This is a genomic window from Bacillus sp. JJ864 (assembly GCF_036963045.1).
GTDB classification, from domain to species: domain Bacteria; phylum Bacillota; class Bacilli; order Bacillales; family Bacillaceae_G; genus Bacillus_A; species Bacillus_A pseudomycoides_C.
The window spans coordinates 89,464-107,529 of sequence record NZ_JBALLY010000002.1 but is presented as its reverse complement, the minus strand read 5'-3'; the positions used below and the strand labels follow the sequence as shown (position 1 = coordinate 107,529).

Sequence of the window (18,066 nt, the reverse complement as noted above, 5' to 3'; positions counted from 1 at the left end):
AACTCTCATCTGTCATTGGTAAAAAGCGAAATTCTCCGAAAGGATGGCTGGTCAGAGATGACTAAAAATAAAGACAAAGAATATTGTTTTGTATTGGATGTAGGAGGAAGAAAATTAGCTCCTACAAGTGTCAACAATGGATGGTACTTAATTAGGAAGAAAAGAGAAAAACTTGTTGCAAAATACCCAATGGTAATTCAACTTCATAAGTCAGTGGAAGATGTAGATTATAAAATTAGGTTGGGGATAGACGATGGTAGTTTACACGTTGGGGTTGGGTTAGTACAAGAATGTAAAACAAAAAACAAGCCAATCTTTAAAGCTACTATTGAACATCGAAAAGATGTATCAAAGCTAATGGAGCAAAGAAGAAAAGTTTGTTGATAAGTATCAAAAAATGATTAACGGAAAGAGTTTACGGCTAGACTTTGCTCAACACGTTATGCAAGGTAAAAACTGGTTACAACAACACTTATCTCAGTATGGTACTTTGCTTTTAACAAGTGGTGGAGATACTGCAAATAGGAGAATAGATTGGGGTATTGAAAAGTCACATTCTAATGACGCTTTAGTTATTTGTGGGTTAGAGATCAATGATACAAACATAAAAGACTGGGTCATTAAACCAATCAGAAAGAAAACGAAAGCGATACATTCTGAAACTTATGGGTTTAGCCATAGAGATATTGTACAATATACAGACACAAAAAAGGTAACTCATGTTGGCTATATTACTGCAATGTACCCAGATAAGTTACAAATTAATATTCAAACAAAAGAGAAACACCTAAAAAGAGTAAATGCAAGAAAAAGTGTACTAAAGTATAGATTTAGAGGGTTGTATTTCCTATGAATGACCACACATGAATACTTTTATGTATATTTTTTGAAGGAGGCATAATATGCAAGACATTAATCTATTTTTAGCATTTGGAGCAGGTTTTTTATCGTTTATCTCCCCTTGTTGTTTACCGCTTTATCCAGCATTTTTATCATACATAACAGGGATGTCCATTTCTGATTTGAAGGAAGAGAATGCAATGCTTCGGAAACGGAGTATGTTGCATACTGCATTTTTCTTAATTGGATTTTCAATAATTTTTATTGCGATTGGTTTTGGAACAAGCTATGTCGGGAAGTTTTTTGTAGATTATCAAAATTTAATTCGTCAATTAGGAGCAATTTTTATCGTTGCGTTCGGTCTCGTTATCACAGGGGTGTTTAAACCAACATTTTTAATGCAGGATCGCAAAATCACATTTAAAAGCAGACCGAGTGGCTATTTTGGCTCTACTCTAATTGGAATTGCATTTGCTGCCGGGTGGACGCCTTGTACAGGTCCGATTTTAGTATCGGTTATTGCACTTGCTGCAACAAATCCGCAATCGGCAATGTTATATATGATTGCTTACATACTTGGTTTTGCAATTCCATTCTTTATTTTATCGTTCTTTATTACAAAGATGACGTGGATTAAAAAACATAGTGCAACGTTCGTTACAATCGGTGGTTATATTATGATTGCGATGGGTGTATTACTATACTTTAATGGACTTACAAAAATTACAATCTTCTTCTCAGATTTATTTGGTGGATTTAAAGGGTTTTAGTTTTTTTGTTGAAAAGTTGGAAATACTAACAGAAATACATATAATGATACGACATTTTTGCTATTTCCAAAACAAAGGGTGAGTGCGAATGAATTTAGCTCTCTTATCAAGTATTATTGCAATTTGTATGGCTGTTGGAGTCATATTTATTCGTTTGAAGGCGGCGAAGAAACCAGCAACTTTGAAAAAAATTGTGCTTCCACCAATTTTTATGAGTACAGGAGCATGTATGTATCTGCTTCCTGAATTTCGCTTAACAACATCAGAAATATTCGAAGCAATTGCTGTAGGGTTAATTTTTTCTATCTTTCTTATTAAAACATCAAAATTTGAAGTGCGTGGACATGAGATTTACTTAATACGTTCTAAAGCGTTTATCTTTATTTTAATCGGTTTACTTGTTGTACGTATTGTATTTAAATCCTATTTAAGTCAGTCACTTGAAGTAGGACAATTAAGTGGCATGTTTTTCTTACTTGCGTTTGCAATGATTGTATCTTGGCGCATTGCAATGTATCGTTCCTTTACGAAATTACAAAAGGAAATGAAAAAACAAGAAGATTTTTATAATGAAAAAGATATGAAGTTAACGTAAAAAACCTCAAAATGTTTTTGAGGTTTTTTATTTTGCGAATAACGATTGATAACGTGTGTAATCAATTTGCTTTTCTTTTAATTTTTTTATTAAAAATTTATGATCTCGCTTTGGAGTTGCTACAATATACCCTTTAATAATTAAATCTTCAGTTATTTTGGATGCTTTCTCTTCTAAAGCTAACTCTCCGATTTTACCGGCAATTTTTGATTTTGCAACATCGCGGAAAAGTTCAGGGACTGGGCTTACAAGTTCCTCTAATAATTGTTTTTGCTCTTCATCCCATAAGTGCCGTGTCTCATTAATGTAATGCTCTTCCCAATCTAGAATAGACATGCCATCTTCTTTTGGTAATCGTTTTAAGAATTTTCGGAACATAAAATATCCACCAATGGACATTAGCCCTAGTAAAATGACAGTCCAAGTAACAATAAACCAACTGAACCACCCTTCAAGCAAATTGAACCCCCTCCTTTATGCTATATAAATCCATTTTTATTTCTCGACATATAAATCGCTGCTATGTAGAATACAACAGGACTGCTACTGGCTTGCTCCCTTTGTTTTAAATCTCGCATGTGGAAGGAAAAGGCACTGACCGTTCCTATGCACGGCCAGATGCTCTCGTCCTCCCTAAAAAGAAAGGGGGGGTATGTCGGTTTTTCAATTTGTATTTATATAGCAGTTTTCCTTTACTAGTATTATAAGCAGTGAGATTGATAGAAAGCAAGAACGCTTGGCCATTGTGGCCAAGCGTTGTAAGCTAAACGAAGTATAATTGTTCAACAGATAATATATCATTATCATCTTCTAAATATTCAATGATAAGCGTGCCAACTTTGCGATCTTTGTCTTCATTAGTGAAAATAGAGTAAGAAGTAAAGCGTGCTGCTGATAAGCCGCTAATGTGTGTAGGAAGGGCGATATATTCGTTGTCTTGAAAGAAAGTCATAAGTTCAATGTCTTCAAGCTGCTTACGATTTTCAACTGCTAATCCAGTATAACGCTTTTGTAATTGTTTTAATGTTTCGTTCCATGATCGTACCTTTGTGTCGTATACCATTGTTCAAACTCCTTACTGTATGTATTGAAAAGAACATATGTTCCTGTATAGTATACCCCTTTTAAAAGAAAAGGAAAAGCAAAAAATAATGTAAGCTTGGACATCCAAGCTTACATAGCGGAAAAATACGTTCAAATTAATCTCTGTTTTTAATTATAAGACAGATAGAAATAGGAAACAAGGTGATAAGTATCTTGCTTATAATTTTGAAAATTCTATATAATTATTAAGGAAGATTTTTTGTAAGGAGGAAAATGATGAAAACGATTGGCTTTATTGGCGGAATGAGCTGGGAATCAACTGTAGAGTATTATCGGATTATTAACGAAGAAGTAAAAAGAAAATTAGGAGGATTGCATTCAGCAAAGTGCCTATTATATAGCGTTGACTTTGACGAAATTGAACGTTATCAATTAAAGGGTAACTGGAAACAAGCTGGTGAAGTATTGGGTGAAGCTGCATGTTCATTAGAAAAAGGTGGCGCTGATTTCATTGTCATATGCACAAATACGATGCATAAGGTTGTAGATGACATAAAAGAAAAAATAAATATCCCTATTTTACATATCGCCGATGCTACAGCTTATCAAGTAAAAAAAGAAGGAATTAGCACAGTAGGTTTACTTGGAACAAAATATACAATGGAGCAAGAATTTTATAAATCTAGATTAGAATCGAACGGTATAAAGGTGATAGTCCCAAATGAAAATGATAGAGAAATTGTAAATAAAGTGATTTATGAAGAACTATGTTTAGGAAAAGTGTCTCGAAAATCAAGAGATTACTACAAAGAAGTGATTAAAAGTTTAGTTTGTAACGGAGCTGAAGGAATTATATTAGGCTGTACAGAAATTGGGTTATTAGTAAAACAAGAGGATTCTAGAGTTCCGTTATTTGATACGACTTTCATACATGCTGTTGAGGCTGTTAATAAATCTTTAGAAGGTTGAGTGCATTCAACTCAAATGAAAGGAGGGAGTGGCTCAAAGAGTGAACAAAAAGTGGGGATTAGATTAAAAGCTTTAAAGAATGATAAGAAGCTTTTGGATAAAAAGGATGAGGGAAATGAAACGTATTATTTCATTACAAGGGCCTATGGCGAGTGGGAAAACAACATTAGCAAAAAGATTGGAACAAAGAGGGATGAGGGTTATATATGAAAATCCATATCCGATTGTTGAAAAGAGAAAAGCAATGCATTTAGATATTGGTACGAAAGAAGGTTTTATCACAAATCAGAAACTTTTTATCGAAGCGAAAATAGAAGAGTTTCGGCAGCTATCTAATGGCACCACTATTTTTGATCGTGGACCAGAAGATATTGAGTTTTATACATTGTACTATCCAAAATTAATAGGGAAAGATTGGGACATTGAAAAAGAAATGTCAAATGAATTAAGAGAACTACGAAAATGTCGCTCACAGGCCATTTTCTATTTAACATCTTCAACAGAAGTACTACAAAAAAGAAAAGAATTTGATGTAAGAAAACGAAGCACGTTTGAAGAACAAATGAAATTAATAGAAATAGAGAAAAGATGGTATGAACAATTTCCGGTTACATATTTGAATGTAGAAGTAAAGTTAGTAGAAGAAGTAGAACAATGTTTTGTAAAATGGTTAGAGGAGACTAGGATATGAGGAAAAAAATATTAGTTTTAATTTACCCTACTTTTGCAGAATTTGAAATTACAGTTGCTACTGCTATTTTGAAAGATTCTTATGTAATTGAAACAGTTGGATTAACGAAAAAGATTGTTGTAAGTGAAACAGGTTTAAAAGTACAACCACATTATGAATTAAGTGAGATTTGTGTAGATGATTATGAAGGGATTATTATTCCTGGTGGCGATTTAGTACACACCAAAGATTCAGAAATATTATTTGAACTTATACGCCAAATGTATAAAAAAGAGAAGCTAGTTGCGGCGATATGTGGAGGACCGTTTGTATTAGCTGCTGCTGGTATTCTGCAGCATGTACCTTATACAGTCACATTAGATTATAGAAAGTTGGATTGTTTTTCGAAAGCTCATTTTACATACAAAGATATAGTTCAGTATAATAATATTATTACAGCACAAGGACATGCATTTGTAGAATTTGGACTTGCTGTAGCTAAATATTGCAGGGTATATACAGAACATAAATGTAATTTTTATCGTGGACAAAGAAACGTAATGATGGAAAGTATGTTGAAAGAGTTATAGTATGCTAGAAAAAATCTTTTTTATAAAACAAAGCTGTCTTTGTCTAGGAGAGACAGCTTTGTTGGTGTCGAACAATGTTAATTATTTTGTAACTACTCAGCCATACATTTCATTTAGAAGTTTGGTAAGGAGTATAATTCCAGTGAAAATACGCTTACCTATAATTGCTGCCATGAAGGTAAAAATGGACCCACACCTCGCTACCTTTCTTTGTTTTAAAACTTTGCGCGTGGCGACCGCTACTATACATAGCCAGTCCCTCTCGACCACTTAAAAAAATGCTTTTCTATCGGTTTTTCATAGAGTGACTGAGTAGTTACCGATTTTATTTACAGACAGCTCCAAAAGCATGATTTCATAGAAATCATGCTTTTGTTATATAATCAATAATCGTTTGCAAAGCTTCTTGTCCGTTATATTGCTGCATCGATCTTTTATACTGCAAACGATTTTTATACAGTTCTTCTACATGTTCAATTAGCAACGTTTCTGTTATATATTCTTCAAATAGCACACGTCCATATCCCTGTTTTTCAAAAGACTGTCCGTTTAAAATTTGATCCCCTCGGCTCGCAGATTTTGGAAGAGGAATTAATAACATTGGCTTTTGTAATGTTAAAAACTCGAAAATCGCATTGGATCCTGCACGAGAAATGACAATATCAGTTGCCGCTAATATATCAGGAAGTTCATCGTGAACATATTCAAATTGCTTGTATCCCGGCGTATTCTCAAGTTTTTCGTCAATATTGCCTTTCCCGCACAAATGAACAATTTGATAGTTTTGCAAGAGGTTTGGTAATGCACCGCGTACTGCTTCATTAATGCGCCGTGCTCCTAAGCTGCCTCCCATAACCGTAATAACTGGTTTTGATGCAGTGAATCGTAAAAAATGCAGTCCTTTGTTTCGACTTCCCTGCAATACCTCTTCTCGCACAGGTGAAGCAGTAAATACTGTTTTTTCTTTCGGTAAATGTTTTTTCGCTTCTTCAAACGTAACAAATATTTTCGAAGCAAAGCGAAGAGCAATTTTATTTGCAAGTCCGGGCGTCATATCAGACTCGTGTAAAAAAACAGGAACACGGTTTAGCCACGCTCCAATTACAACTGGTACAGACACAAAACCGCCTTTTGAAAAAATAACATCCGGTTTTAACTTTCGAATAAGGAAATACGCATCCATAACCCCTTTCATAACAAGAAAGGGGTCTTTTATATTTTTTAAATCAAAATAACGGCGAAGCTTTCCACTCGCTATTCCATAATAAGGAATCCCTTCTTTTTCAATAATCGTCTTTTCGATTCCATTATGTGAACCAATATAACACACCTTCCAACCGCTCTTTTGAAAATGTGGTATAAGCGCTAAGTTCGGCGTAACGTGACCAGCAGAACCCCCGCCTGTAAATATAATCGTCTTCACAGTATGTCTCCTTTTAGTAAAAGTTTTACTTTTAATTATAACACACTGAAATAACGCGCTTCTGGATGAGCAAACACCATAGCCGATACAGAAGCCTCTGGTTCCATCATAAACCCTTCCGTTAAGGAAATTCCAATTTCTTCAGGGCGAAGCAACCGGAATAACTTTTCTTGATCAGCAAGTTCTGGACAGGCAGGATAGCCAAAAGAAACGCGAATTCCTTGATACTTTGTTCGGAACCGCTCTTTCATCGTCATATTTGGTGAATCTGGAAATCCCCAGCGATCACGGATGAGCATATGTGTTTTTTCAGCTAATCCTTCTGCAAGTTCCAGCGTAAGTGATTGAATCGCATGGCTACGCAAATAATCGCCTTGTTCTTTCCACTTTTCTGCTACGGCACGGACACCTTTCCCAACCGTTACAGCTAGAAAAGCAACATAATCCATTTCATCTCCAACCGGGCGCAAGTAATCACCAAGCGTGCGATGCGGTGCTTTTCCTTGTCTTGGAAATGTAAAACGCTCTAGCACACGATTTTGATCTTCTGGATCATAAATTAAAATGTCTTGATTTTCACTTTGTGCAGGAAAGAATTGATATACAGCGCTCGGACGTAACCATGATTCTTCCCCGCGAAGCAATTCATCGATTAAGTCATTCAATTCATGGGCCCTTCTATCTCCTTCCTGTAGCAACTTTTTCACATTCCCTTTTAAACCTAAGTGATGTCCAAGTAACATTTGCCGATTTAAAAACGGAGCAAGATGTGCTACTGAAATATCACGCAGAACGACACGTTTTGTAGAATGCGGTACCATTACTGGTGCTGACGGTAATTTTTCAATTTGAATCGGTACCTCTACTCGTTTTTTCACTTCTTCTACAACAACATGTAAGTGACGCTTCGCTTTTTCCTCACGCATCTTTTCTCGTTCTTCTTCGTTTTGCAGGCGATTGATAAGATCTAATCCTGTCATCGCGTCACTTGCATATAGAACAAGCCCTTGATAAGAAGGAGATATCCGCGTTTCTGTGAATTTCCGCGTCAGCGCAGCACCTCCTACAACAATCGGAACGTCAATATCAGCCGCTTTTAAGTCTTCTGCTGTTGTTACCATTTGCTGCGCAGATTTAACGAGTAATCCTGATAAACCAATAATATCTGGTTTCTGTTCTTTTACTTCTTGAATAATACGATCAGATCGCACATTAATACCGAGGTTTACAATGTCATATCCATTATTCGATAAAATAATTTCCACTAAATTTTTACCGATGTCATGCACATCACCTTTTACTGTCGCAAGTAGTACTTTCCCTTTCTTTGCACTATCACTTGTCTCCATATACGGCTCTAAATACGCAACAGCTGCTTTCATACTTTCCGCACTTTGTAGCACCTCTGTAACAATAAGCTCATTATTATTAAATAAACGTCCCACTTCATCCATGCCGGTCATAAGCGGTCCGTTAATAATGGCAAGCGGCGCTCTTCCTTCATCTAGCGCGATTCGCAAGTCATCATGTAATCCTTGTTTTGTCCCTTCTACAATATAATGAGATAATCGCTCATCAAGCGTTAACGTTTCAGCTGCCACGACTTCTTTTTTCTTCACGTTTCGATAAAAATTTGTAAATTCCTCTAACGTTTCTTTTGTCGTCTCAAACAAAAGAGCATTCGCCAATGCCTTTTCCTCTTCAGAAATAGAAGCATAACGCTCTAGCTTTTCGGTATTCACAATGGCATAATCTAACCCAGCCTTTGTTGCATGATATAAAAAGACCGAATTTAATACTTCGCGTCCTGCTGGCGGCAAACCAAATGAAATATTACTTACACCTAATATTGTTAAACATTCAGGCATCTCTTCTTTTATAAGCCGAATGCCTTCAATTGTTGCTGCAGCTGAACCGATATATTCTTCATCACCTGTTCCAACTGGAAAGACAAGCGCGTCAAAAATAATATCTGACGGACGTACTCCATATTTTGTTGTTAAAAGTTCATAACTTCTTTTGGCAATTTCAAGCTTCCGCTCAGCCGTTACCGCCATACCAATTTCATCAATTGTTCCCACAACAATAGCCGATCCGTACTGTTTAATAAGTGGAATCACTTCTTCAAAACGCTCTTCTCCATTTTCTAAGTTAATAGAGTTAATCACTCCTTTTCCTTGCAAATAAGTAAGAGCTCGCGCCATCACTTGCTCATCTGTCGAATCAATCATAATTGGTACCTTTAATACTTTCGTTACAGCTTGCAAGAAATTTTCCATATCTTCTATTTCATCCCGGTCTGGGTCTGCCATGCAAATATCAATAATATGGGCATTTTTCTTTACTTGCGCCCTTGCTACTTCCGCTGCTTCTTCAAAATTCCCTTCTGCAACAAGACGTTTAAATTTACGTGAACCGATTACATTCGTGCGCTCTCCAACGAATAACGGGCGCATGGAATCTTCATATTGCAACGCTTCAAGTCCGCTAATCCCATGACCTTTTCTTTCTCGTTTCACACGGGGATCAAATGATAGCAGCGCCTCTTTCATCGCACGAATATGCGCTGGCGTTGTCCCGCAGCACCCACCAACAATGTTCACCCAGCCTTCTTCTGCAAACTGTTTCACTTTATGAGCAAGTGACTGCGGGGATTCATGATAATGCCCGTCTTCATCTGGAAGTCCAGCATTTGGATAACAAGAGATGCAACACTCAGATAACTCTGCAAGTGAACGAATATGTTCTCTCATAAACTCTGGTCCTGTTGCACAGTTTAATCCAACCGATAATGGATTCATATGCTCTACCGATAAATAGAATGCTTCAATTGTTTGCCCAGCTAACGTCGTTCCCATCGGTTCAATTGTTCCTGAAATCATAAGCGGAACTTTTTTCTCTGCCTCAATAAATGCCTTTTCAATTCCTAAACAGGCTGCTTTTACATTGCGCATGTCCTGACTGGTTTCTACAAGTAACAAATCTACACCGCCGCGCAGTAAACCGCGTGTTTGTCTTGTATATGCCTCAATAAGTTCTTCAAAAGCAACACCACCTGTGACACTAATCGCTTTTGTCGTTGGGCCCATTGCACCGGCTACATATACCTCTTTACCGCTTGCTTTGACAGCTTGTTTTGCTAATCGAGCCGCTCTTTCATTCAACTCCTCATCTAAGTGAGAAAGGTTATAATCACTGAGTACAATGTTTGTTGCACCAAATGTATTCGTTTCAATAATATCTGCTCCTGCTTCAATATACGCTTTATGAATATGTAAAATAACGTCCGGCCGTGTTTTTACTAAATATTCATTACAGCCCTCATATTCTTCTCCGCCAAAATCTGCAGCTGAAAGGTCTTCTTGCTGAATCATCGTTCCCATTGCACCATCTAGTATTAAAATTTCTTGCTGCAATCTTTCCTCGATTTGTCTCATACATTCATTCCTTCTTTCTGCTCTTTCTTTGCTTGAATATACCGAACGAGCGCTTCTGTCACTTCATATTTTAAAAATGGTGTAATTAAATAAATACCATTAAATAACTCCATTGCTACATCAATTAATTCTTTAGATATATGAATTCCCTCTGTCACTGCTTCTTCTGATGTTTTATGTCCGTCCATACGCCTTCTCACTTCTTCTGGAAGAGTAATACCTGGCACTTCAAAATGTAAAAAGTCTGCATTTCGTTTACTTACAAGCGGCATAATTCCAATAAAAATTGGCTGTTCGATATGCTTCGTTGCTTCATATACATTTCGAATGACTGCCGCATCATAAATGGGTTGCGTTAAAAAATACTCCGCACCAGCTGCAATTTTTTTCTCCATACGTTTTACAGCGGCCTCGATATGCCTAACATGCGGATTAAAAGCCCCGCCAATCGAAAAATGGGTAGCTGCTCCAATTGTTTTTCCTAAAATAGAACGGCCATTGTTCATTTCCTTAATCATTTTAATGAGTTCTATCGAAGACAAGTCATATACAGATGTTGCACCAGGAAAATCACCAACCCGCGCAGGATCTCCGGTTAATGCCAATACTTCCTCCATACCGAGTGCTGCTAATCCAAGTAAATGAGACTGCAGCCCAATCACATTATGATCACGACACGTTAAATGAGTTAATATAGGGATATCATGCTTTGTTAATAACGCTCCCATTGCCATATTTGATACACGAGGCGATGCTAATGAATTATCTGCTAACGTAATCGCATCTGCTCCGGCACGCTTCAACGCCTTTGCTCCTTCAAAAAATCTCTGTGTATCCAACGTTTTAGGCGGATCTAGCTCAACAATCACCGTCGTTTCCTTTTTCGCTTTTTCTGCTAATGTAATTCGATCCACTACATTTACACGCTGCGTTGTTATTACTTCCGCTCGCTTTACAACTTCTTTGGCTGTAACAGGGTACTCATTTTCAAGCGCTCGCTTCATCGCTTCGATATGGGCAGGAGTTGTACCACAACAGCCTCCTAGAAGCCTAACGCCTTGCTTAATAAATGCCGGCGCCATCTCTTCAAAATAAGCCGGGCTTCCTTCGTATACGTAACGACCTTCTACATATTTAGGAAGACCAGCATTTGGATACGCAGATAAGTAACCATATTTAGGAATTTCTATCGTTTTAAACGATTCAATCATATGAAGCGGTCCTAACTGGCAATTTAATCCGACCACATTTGCACCGTACTCTATAAGCTGCTTCAATACATCATCCACACTATTTCCGTTTTGAGTTGTACCAGCTTCGTGAAGGGCAAGCTGCGCAATAAGAGGGACATTTGTTTGCTTACTTAATACTTTCACTGCATGAAGTAATTCAAACTCATCGTAAAACGTTTCTAATAATAGCCCATCCACACTTTCTTCTAATAGGGCATCTGCTTGCTCTAAGAGCATAAATTCGCGCTCCATATCAGTGGTTGTAACTGCTCCAATATGTTTCATTCCACCGATGGTCCCAACGATTGCATTCTTTTCTGTTACAGCTTCTTTTGCATGTCTTACAGCGGCTCGGTTAATTTTCTTTACGCGATCCTCAAGACCGTACATGCGAAGTTTCCCTTCGTTTGCTCCATATGTATTGGTTTGAATAACATCTGCCCCTGCTGCAACATATTGTTTATGAATCGAAATAATCCGTTCTGGTTCAGATACATTCAATTCTTCAAAGCAACTTTGTAAACCATGAGAATACAGCAACGTTCCCATCGCTCCATCCCCAATCACAATTCCTCTTTGCAATAAATCTAGTAATTTCACATGTCTCCCTCTCTTCAGTCAATATATAAATCTATTTTGCTTTTTCGACATATAAGTCACTTCTATGCAAAACAAAACCTACAGTCGCTTTCTCCTTTTGTTTTAAACCTTATATGTGGCAGGAAAAGGCCCTGACCGCTTCTATACATGGCCAGACGCTCTCGTCCCCCCAGAAAGAAAGGGGTTTTTAATTTGTATTTATATAAAAACCCCCTCTTCTTAATGAAGAGGGGGTTTTTATCCTCCTCTTATCATTCAGAACGCTTTGTTCCGCAGGTCTTAGCACCGTTTCAAACATGTTGTTTGAAGGTTGCTGGGTTTCACAGGGCCTTTCCCTCCACCACTCTTGATAAGAGTTTCATTCAATTATGTTTTCAAAAAGCGAACATCATCCGTTCACTTATTAACAATCTTTGTTAATTTTTTTACTAATTTAGCATGTTAAAGTACGAAAGTCAACAAAAAGAAAGAAAAATAAAATTATTCAAAAAATAGTTGCGTTTCTTTCTAAATTTATTGTAAAGTAAAAAACATAATTAAAAACTTCATATTTCGAATTCTTATCGAGAGAGGTCGAGGGACTGGCCCAATGACGCCTCAGCAACCATTAACAAGCTTTTTATTTGTTAATAAGGTGCTAATTCCAGCAAATTGAGAAATGATTTGACAGATAAGAAGAAGACTATATTCGTCATAAAAAAGCCTTCTTCTTAGAAGGCTTTTTTATTTTGCACTAAGGAGGAATTTTATTATGTCTACAATCGAAACAAAGCTTGCCCAAATTGGAAATCGCAGTGAAACAACAACTGGAGCAGTCAATCCACCCGTTTACTTCTCCACAGCTTATCGCCACGAAGGAATTGGAAAGTCAACTGGGTTTGATTATTCCCGAACTGGAAACCCAACACGCCTTTTATTAGAGCGTGCAATCACTGACTTAGAACAAGGTGAACAAGGCTATGCCTGTAGCTCAGGAATGGCTGCTGTTCTTCTTGTCCTTTCATTATTCCGCTCTGGTGACGAACTGATTGTATCTGAAGATTTATACGGCGGAACATATCGTTTATTTACAGAGCACGAGCAAAAATGGGATGTTCGATGTAGATATGTAGATACGCAGCATATAGAAGAAATTGAAAAAGCAATTTCACCGAAAACAAAAGCCATTTTCATAGAAACACCAACAAATCCACTTATGCAAATAACCGACATTGCCGCAGTTGCTGCCGTTGCAAAGCGGCACGACCTGCTCCTTATTATTGATAACACATTTTACACACCCTATTTACAACAACCATTAACAATAGGAGCTGATATTGTCCTGCATAGCGCTACAAAGTATTTAGGTGGTCATAATGACGTATTAAGCGGACTCGTTGTTGCAAAAGGGGCAAAATTATGCGAAGAACTCGCTCACTATCACAACGCATCTGGAGCTGTGTTAAGCCCATTTGATTCTTGGCTTTTAATACGCGGCATGAAAACATTAGCGCTGCGCATGAGGCAGCACGAAGAGAATGCAAAAGCAATTGTTTCTTATTTACAAGAAGAAGAAGCGATAACCGATGTGTATTATCCAGGAAAAGGCGGTATGATCTCTTTTAAACTACGAGAAGAAGCATGGATTGATCCGTTCTTGCAATCACTTTCTCTTATTACGTTCGCAGAAAGTCTTGGCGGTGTAGAAAGCTTTATTACATACCCAGCAACACAAACACATGCCGATATACCAGAAGATATTCGCACTGCACGAGGCGTTTGTAATCGTCTACTTCGCTTCTCCGTAGGAATTGAAAACCAAGATGATTTGATTCAAGACTTACAGCAAACTTTAAAACAAGTAAAAGAAGGAGTGAGAATATGAGTTATTCCCTAGATACACTTTTACTTCATAATCGTTTTAAGCATGACAAACAAACAGGTGCTGTAAATGTTCCTGTTTATAATACATCTACATTTCATCAATTTGATGTAGATACATTTGGAAAATATGATTATAGTCGTTCTGGAAATCCAACACGCGAAGCTCTCGAGGAACTAATCGCTTTACTAGAAGGCGGAAGCAAAGGATTTGCCTTTTCATCTGGCATGGCTGCGATTTCAACAACTTTTCTTCTTTTATCGCAAGGAGACCATGTCCTTATTTCTGAAGACGTATACGGGGGGACATACCGAATTATAACGGAAGTTCTTTCTCGTTACGGCGTTTCACACACATTTGTTGACATGACAAATTTAGAAGAGGTAAAACAAAACATTCGTCCTAATACAAAAGTTTTTTACGTTGAAACACCATCAAATCCATTATTAAAAGTAACAAATATTAGCGCCGTTTGTGAACTTGCAAAATCTATTGGTGCGCTCACTTTTGTTGATAATACATTTTTAACACCCCTTTACCAAAAACCACTAGAACTTGGGGCTGATATCGTTCTCCATAGCGCAACAAAATTTCTTGCAGGTCATAGTGATGTTACCGCAGGATTAGCAATCGTAAAAGATGAAGAACTCGCAAAAAAGGTAGGATTTTTACAAAATTCTTTTGGAGCTATATTAGGACCACAAGATTGCTCCCTTGTCCTTCGCGGTTTAAAAACATTGCACGTTCGCTTAGAGCACTCTTCGCGAAACGCTGAAAAAATCGCCTGTTATTTACAGCAGCATCCCAAAATTAAAGATATCTATTATCCAGGGTTACCATCCCATCTCGGATATGAAACGCAGCACAATCAAGCACAATCAGCAGGAGCGGTCCTTTCCTTTACACTAGAATCTGAACATGTGCTGCGACAATTTCTAGCACACATTCAACTTCCCGTATTTGCAGTTAGTTTAGGAGCTGTTGAATCAATCCTTTCGTATCCAGCAAAAATGTCACACGCTGCCATGTCACAAGAAGAACGTGAAAAACGTGGAATTTCAAATGCACTGCTGCGCTTATCTGTCGGATTAGAAAACGTAGACGATTTAATTGCGGACTTTGAGCATGCACTTACGTATGTTGAAGAAGTCGTTACCTCGTGAATAACCCCTCCTTATCCATCTTACGGCCTGATTGAAGAAGGGGCTTCCTGTTTCATAGACCATTGCGCAGTGGGGGGACCCACTGCGTCTTACACAGTCTCCACAGGCGTAGTTTATACTGTTCGGACATAACCTTGCCCTACAGTTTGTAGACTTTAGTTTGTGATAAGCAATTCTTCTAATCCTTTTTGTAAGATGTTCAGGCTCGCATTATAATCTCTATCTAATATCATTCCGCACTTTGTACAAATATGAGTACGAATAGAGAGAGACTTCTTCACACGATTCCCACAAAAAGAACAGTCTTGTGAAGTATAATTTGGTTCTATTTTAATGAGTACACCGCCATGATTTTCACACTTGTAAGCAAGCATGTTTCGAAACATTCCCCATCCTGCATCAGAAATAGATTTCGATAATTTTCTGTTTTTAACCATGTTACGAATGTTCAGATTTTCTACAACGATAATAGCATACTCTTTCGTAAGATTGTAACTGAGTTTATGAAGAAAATCCATCTAGCTTTAATGTATTAAATTGATAATTTCATTAAAATTTGAGTTTCCTTAAATCCTAATCTTTTATACAATTCTTTCGCCGTATTCGATGCAAACACATTTAAACCTATTTCTTTATAGCCCTTTAATTTTAACTCCTCAATTCCATGCTGGATAAGCACCTTAGATAGTCCTTTTCCACGATATTCAGGTAAGACAAATATATCATAGATAAATCCATCAATTGCATCTGTAAAGTAATCTTTATTTTCACCAAGAAGAATCCATCCTTGTATTTGATCGTCTTCTTTAGCTACTAAATAATATCCCCCTTTTTCCAGTATAGCGGTAAACATTTCGTATACCTTTTCTTCCGAAGGGCTAACTGTATTACCAGTACTTTCATATATCCCAGCTGCAGAATGCTTTAAAATAACGCTCACATCTTGATTATTAGCTTTTAGAATTGAAAGTGACATAATATATAGCTTCTCTCCCATCACCAGTAAAATAAGTTTCCGTAAACAAATTCTCCTAAATTAGAAAGAAACCTTTTATTTTCATACATATCTACAACAATTCATTAATGAAGTAAGCAAACTCTCCTTTTTACTTCCTACAAACAAAAATCAACTCTGATCCATCTTCAATAGAGCCACCCTCGTAATTCCCATATTGCTCAGCGATTGTAAATCCAGCATCCTGAATCATATTCGTTATTTGTTCATAGTAGTAATATTTAAGAGACAACTGTTCTCTTAATTCTTCTTTTGTCCCATTCTCATGTGTAACCCGAAATATATATTCTGGATAAATAATTTGATTTTCTACATCAATAGCTTTGGCAATATGAGACTTTTGAATTGCACTTCCTGTTTGCGGATCTACCTTCTCCCATTGCACCGCTTCAGGTTGAACCCAAGTTTGATCTAATTGCTTAAACGGGCGAAATACATTGAATATAAATTCTCCATCATCTTTAAGATGTTTATATACCATTTTCAAACATTCGATCTGGTCTTCTTGTTTGAGCAATGCTTGATATGAAATACCCGGAATTAAGATGAAATCATAGCTCTTATTCATAGTAAAATTCGTCATATTTGCTTGCTGAAGGTGAATCTTCTTCTGAACTTCACTAGACATAGCGTGTAGCTTTTCTTGAAGTAAGTGCAACATATATTCGGATAAATCAATTCCCCATACCGAAAAGCCAGCTTGAGCTAAGGACAAAGTAATTCTTCCTGTCCCACAAGCAATCTCTAAAATATCACCTGAGAATTTAGAAGCTCTTTCAAGATAAAAAGATACTTCTCTATGATCCTGTCTCTCTTCTAAATCATAAAATCTAGCTGTGTTTCCATATAGATTTCCTTTTGATGCAGCCATATACTTTGCACCTCTACACATCGATTTTCATCGTATCGTAAGCAAACGTTATATTCATACCTTCCGCTCGTAATTCAGCTTCAATTTCTTTCAATTCATCATATCCAAGATTGTCTACTTCTTCAATGTGCGTAATAATTGTATGCTTTGCTCGTAATTGTTTCGCTACTTCTAGTGTATCTTCAAACGTCGCCTCGCGTATGTGTTCAATTAAAGCACGGTCTCGTATTTGCTCTTTCGTCTTCCAGACAAACTCAACAATTCCCATTGGTAAAATAGCTACATCTAAATTACCAATCAAATGAGCAGGTGGTTCCCATTTATATAATTCATCCATTGCAATAAGTACTCGCTTTTCTTTTTCTTCTAATAAGAATGCATACATATATTGTTCATGTAAACGAAATGGCGCAACTGTTATTTTATTTTTCACAAAAGATTGCCCATCTCGTAATACAATTACATCAATCCATCCTTGCTGCTGCATAAATTGCAGATGGTCCCACAATCCTAAAAATGTTTTCATATCCTCTGCTACTTGCTCTGGTACATATACCGCTGTACCCCAAGCTCTATTCGTTTCAAACGCCATCGTTTCCCAAATTCTCCGTCCCATTGTGTGATCTGGATGCCAATGAGAGTAAATTCCGGCTTCTACTTTCAATATTTGAGATCTCTCTAATTGCAAGCGTATTTCCTCCGGCGTATCAATTAATAGGCTAAGATCGTGAATAAAAACGCTCGGTCCCATTCTACTATATGGCACCCCTTTTTCTCTCGCCTCTTTACTTACTTTGCTATAACTCCCTGGTCTTGGAGTTGGTGTGGCACCGCCTGTTCCTAAAAATTCTATTCTCATGACTATCCCTTCTTTCTATCTCTCTTAATTTCCAGATTAATATATATAATTCCTTTCAAATTATCAAAATTTTTTTCATTTCCATTATTGAAAGAAAAATAAAATATGGTAAGATTGTAATATAAAT

Annotated in this window: 18 protein-coding genes and 2 riboswitches; of the genes, 9 read left to right on the top strand and 9 right to left on the bottom strand. The window is 37.0% G+C overall.

What is annotated here, in order from left to right:
- The 4 genes from V7024_RS01060 to V7024_RS01045 all read left to right on the top strand — a co-directional run.
- The coding region (locus tag V7024_RS01060) for an RRXRR domain-containing protein (RefSeq protein WP_335514446.1) at positions 1-384 on the top strand (384 nt) is incomplete at its 5' end.
- 13 nt (positions 385-397) lie between these two features.
- Positions 398-853 carry a hypothetical protein gene (locus V7024_RS01055; protein ID WP_335514443.1) on the top strand — a complete coding sequence of 152 codons (456 nt, stop codon included), beginning with the start codon at positions 398-400 and terminating at the stop codon, positions 851-853.
- Positions 854-902: 49 nt separating this feature from the next.
- Entirely contained in the window at positions 903-1,610 is a 708-nt protein-coding gene (locus V7024_RS01050) for a cytochrome c biogenesis CcdA family protein (protein ID WP_335514440.1), read from the top strand.
- A gap of 88 nt (positions 1,611-1,698) precedes the next feature.
- The gene (locus tag V7024_RS01045; RefSeq protein WP_335514438.1) at positions 1,699-2,205 is read left to right on the top strand and encodes a CcdC family protein; all 507 of its coding nucleotides are present in this window, start codon (positions 1,699-1,701) and stop codon (positions 2,203-2,205) included.
- Positions 2,206-2,232: 27 nt separating this feature from the next.
- On the opposite strand, the gene V7024_RS01040 is transcribed toward V7024_RS01045, so the two are convergent.
- Both V7024_RS01040 and V7024_RS01035 read right to left on the bottom strand, forming a co-directional pair.
- Positions 2,233-2,664 (bottom strand): DUF2621 domain-containing protein, encoded by a 432-nt coding sequence (locus V7024_RS01040; RefSeq protein WP_098918132.1) that lies wholly within the window; start codon positions 2,662-2,664, stop codon positions 2,233-2,235.
- A gap of 304 nt (positions 2,665-2,968) precedes the next feature.
- Entirely contained in the window at positions 2,969-3,268 is a 300-nt protein-coding gene (locus V7024_RS01035; RefSeq protein WP_098918133.1) for a hypothetical protein, read from the bottom strand.
- A gap of 257 nt (positions 3,269-3,525) precedes the next feature.
- On the opposite strand from V7024_RS01035, the gene V7024_RS01030 reads away from it, so the two are divergent.
- The 3 genes from V7024_RS01030 (at position 3,526) to V7024_RS01020 (ending at position 5,478) form a co-directional block, all read left to right on the top strand.
- Positions 3,526-4,218, top strand: coding sequence for an aspartate/glutamate racemase family protein (locus V7024_RS01030; RefSeq protein WP_335514425.1), 693 nt, complete (start codon positions 3,526-3,528; stop codon positions 4,216-4,218).
- Positions 4,219-4,333: 115 nt separating this feature from the next.
- Complete coding sequence (locus V7024_RS01025) at positions 4,334-4,909, top strand: AAA family ATPase (RefSeq protein WP_335514421.1); 576 nt, start codon at positions 4,334-4,336, stop codon at positions 4,907-4,909.
- Complete coding sequence (locus V7024_RS01020) at positions 4,906-5,478, top strand: DJ-1/PfpI family protein (RefSeq protein ID WP_335514418.1); 573 nt, start codon at positions 4,906-4,908, stop codon at positions 5,476-5,478. The genes V7024_RS01025 and V7024_RS01020 overlap by 4 nt, the downstream gene beginning before the upstream one ends.
- 364 nt (positions 5,479-5,842) lie before the next feature.
- On the opposite strand, the gene V7024_RS01015 is transcribed toward V7024_RS01020, so the two are convergent.
- From V7024_RS01015 to V7024_RS01005, 3 genes are read right to left on the bottom strand one after another with little or no spacing between them, the layout of a single operon-like run.
- Positions 5,843-6,901 (bottom strand): undecaprenyldiphospho-muramoylpentapeptide beta-N-acetylglucosaminyltransferase, encoded by a 1,059-nt coding sequence (locus V7024_RS01015; RefSeq protein WP_335514417.1) that lies wholly within the window; start codon positions 6,899-6,901, stop codon positions 5,843-5,845.
- A 35-nt stretch (positions 6,902-6,936) separates the two neighbouring features.
- A complete protein-coding gene (metH, locus tag V7024_RS01010) occupies positions 6,937-10,338 on the bottom strand; it encodes a methionine synthase (protein WP_335514414.1) in 3,402 nt (1,133 codons plus the stop codon).
- Complete coding sequence (locus V7024_RS01005; RefSeq protein ID WP_335514411.1) at positions 10,335-12,170, bottom strand: bifunctional homocysteine S-methyltransferase/methylenetetrahydrofolate reductase; 1,836 nt, start codon at positions 12,168-12,170, stop codon at positions 10,335-10,337. The genes metH and V7024_RS01005 overlap by 4 nt, the downstream gene beginning before the upstream one ends.
- A gap of 245 nt (positions 12,171-12,415) precedes the next feature.
- A riboswitch (SAM riboswitch) is annotated at positions 12,416-12,526 on the bottom strand.
- Between the two features lie 201 nt (positions 12,527-12,727).
- Positions 12,728-12,847: riboswitch (SAM riboswitch) on the top strand.
- 74 nt (positions 12,848-12,921) lie between these two features.
- On the opposite strand from V7024_RS01005, the gene V7024_RS01000 reads away from it, so the two are divergent.
- Positions 12,922-14,034, top strand: coding sequence for a methionine biosynthesis PLP-dependent protein (locus tag V7024_RS01000; RefSeq protein ID WP_335514408.1), 1,113 nt, complete (start codon positions 12,922-12,924; stop codon positions 14,032-14,034).
- Complete coding sequence (metC, locus tag V7024_RS00995; protein WP_335514406.1) at positions 14,031-15,194, top strand: cystathionine beta-lyase; 1,164 nt, start codon at positions 14,031-14,033, stop codon at positions 15,192-15,194. The genes V7024_RS01000 and metC overlap by 4 nt, the downstream gene beginning before the upstream one ends.
- A gap of 155 nt (positions 15,195-15,349) precedes the next feature.
- Here the strand turns inward: metC and V7024_RS00990 are convergent, their stop codons facing one another.
- From V7024_RS00990 to V7024_RS00975, 4 genes are all read right to left on the bottom strand, one after another.
- Entirely contained in the window at positions 15,350-15,712 is a 363-nt protein-coding gene (locus V7024_RS00990; protein WP_335514404.1) for an RNA-guided endonuclease InsQ/TnpB family protein, read from the bottom strand.
- Between the two features lie 14 nt (positions 15,713-15,726).
- The gene (locus tag V7024_RS00985; RefSeq protein WP_335514401.1) at positions 15,727-16,170 is read right to left on the bottom strand and encodes a GNAT family N-acetyltransferase; all 444 of its coding nucleotides are present in this window, start codon (positions 16,168-16,170) and stop codon (positions 15,727-15,729) included.
- A gap of 130 nt (positions 16,171-16,300) precedes the next feature.
- Positions 16,301-17,080 carry a class I SAM-dependent methyltransferase gene (locus V7024_RS00980; RefSeq protein ID WP_335514399.1) on the bottom strand — a complete coding sequence of 260 codons (780 nt, stop codon included), beginning with the start codon at positions 17,078-17,080 and terminating at the stop codon, positions 16,301-16,303.
- Positions 17,081-17,093: 13 nt separating this feature from the next.
- Positions 17,094-17,939, bottom strand: coding sequence for an MBL fold metallo-hydrolase (locus V7024_RS00975; protein WP_335514396.1), 846 nt, complete (start codon positions 17,937-17,939; stop codon positions 17,094-17,096).
- Positions 17,940-18,066: the final 127 nt, after the last annotated feature.

Bases quoted from the DNA above. Each gene is read 5' to 3' on its own strand.
- V7024_RS01055 (WP_335514443.1), top strand. From the start codon at position 398: ATGATTAACGGAAAGAGTTTACGGCTAGACTTTGCTCAACACGTTATG.
- V7024_RS01050 (WP_335514440.1), top strand. From the start codon at position 903: ATGCAAGACATTAATCTATTTTTAGCATTTGGAGCAGGTTTTTTATCG.
- V7024_RS01045 (WP_335514438.1), top strand. From the start codon at position 1,699: ATGAATTTAGCTCTCTTATCAAGTATTATTGCAATTTGTATGGCTGTT.
- V7024_RS01035 (WP_098918133.1), bottom strand. From the start codon at position 3,268: ATGGTATACGACACAAAGGTACGATCATGGAACGAAACATTAAAACAA.
- V7024_RS01030 (WP_335514425.1), top strand. From the start codon at position 3,526: ATGAAAACGATTGGCTTTATTGGCGGAATGAGCTGGGAATCAACTGTA.
- V7024_RS01025 (WP_335514421.1), top strand. From the start codon at position 4,334: ATGAAACGTATTATTTCATTACAAGGGCCTATGGCGAGTGGGAAAACA.
- V7024_RS01020 (WP_335514418.1), top strand. From the start codon at position 4,906: ATGAGGAAAAAAATATTAGTTTTAATTTACCCTACTTTTGCAGAATTT.
- metH (WP_335514414.1), bottom strand. From the start codon at position 10,338: ATGAGACAAATCGAGGAAAGATTGCAGCAAGAAATTTTAATACTAGAT.
- V7024_RS01000 (WP_335514408.1), top strand. From the start codon at position 12,922: ATGTCTACAATCGAAACAAAGCTTGCCCAAATTGGAAATCGCAGTGAA.
- metC (WP_335514406.1), top strand. From the start codon at position 14,031: ATGAGTTATTCCCTAGATACACTTTTACTTCATAATCGTTTTAAGCAT.
- V7024_RS00990 (WP_335514404.1), bottom strand. From the start codon at position 15,712: ATGGATTTTCTTCATAAACTCAGTTACAATCTTACGAAAGAGTATGCT.
- V7024_RS00985 (WP_335514401.1), bottom strand. From the start codon at position 16,170: ATGTCACTTTCAATTCTAAAAGCTAATAATCAAGATGTGAGCGTTATT.
- V7024_RS00980 (WP_335514399.1), bottom strand. From the start codon at position 17,080: ATGGCTGCATCAAAAGGAAATCTATATGGAAACACAGCTAGATTTTAT.
- V7024_RS00975 (WP_335514396.1), bottom strand. From the start codon at position 17,939: ATGAGAATAGAATTTTTAGGAACAGGCGGTGCCACACCAACTCCAAGA.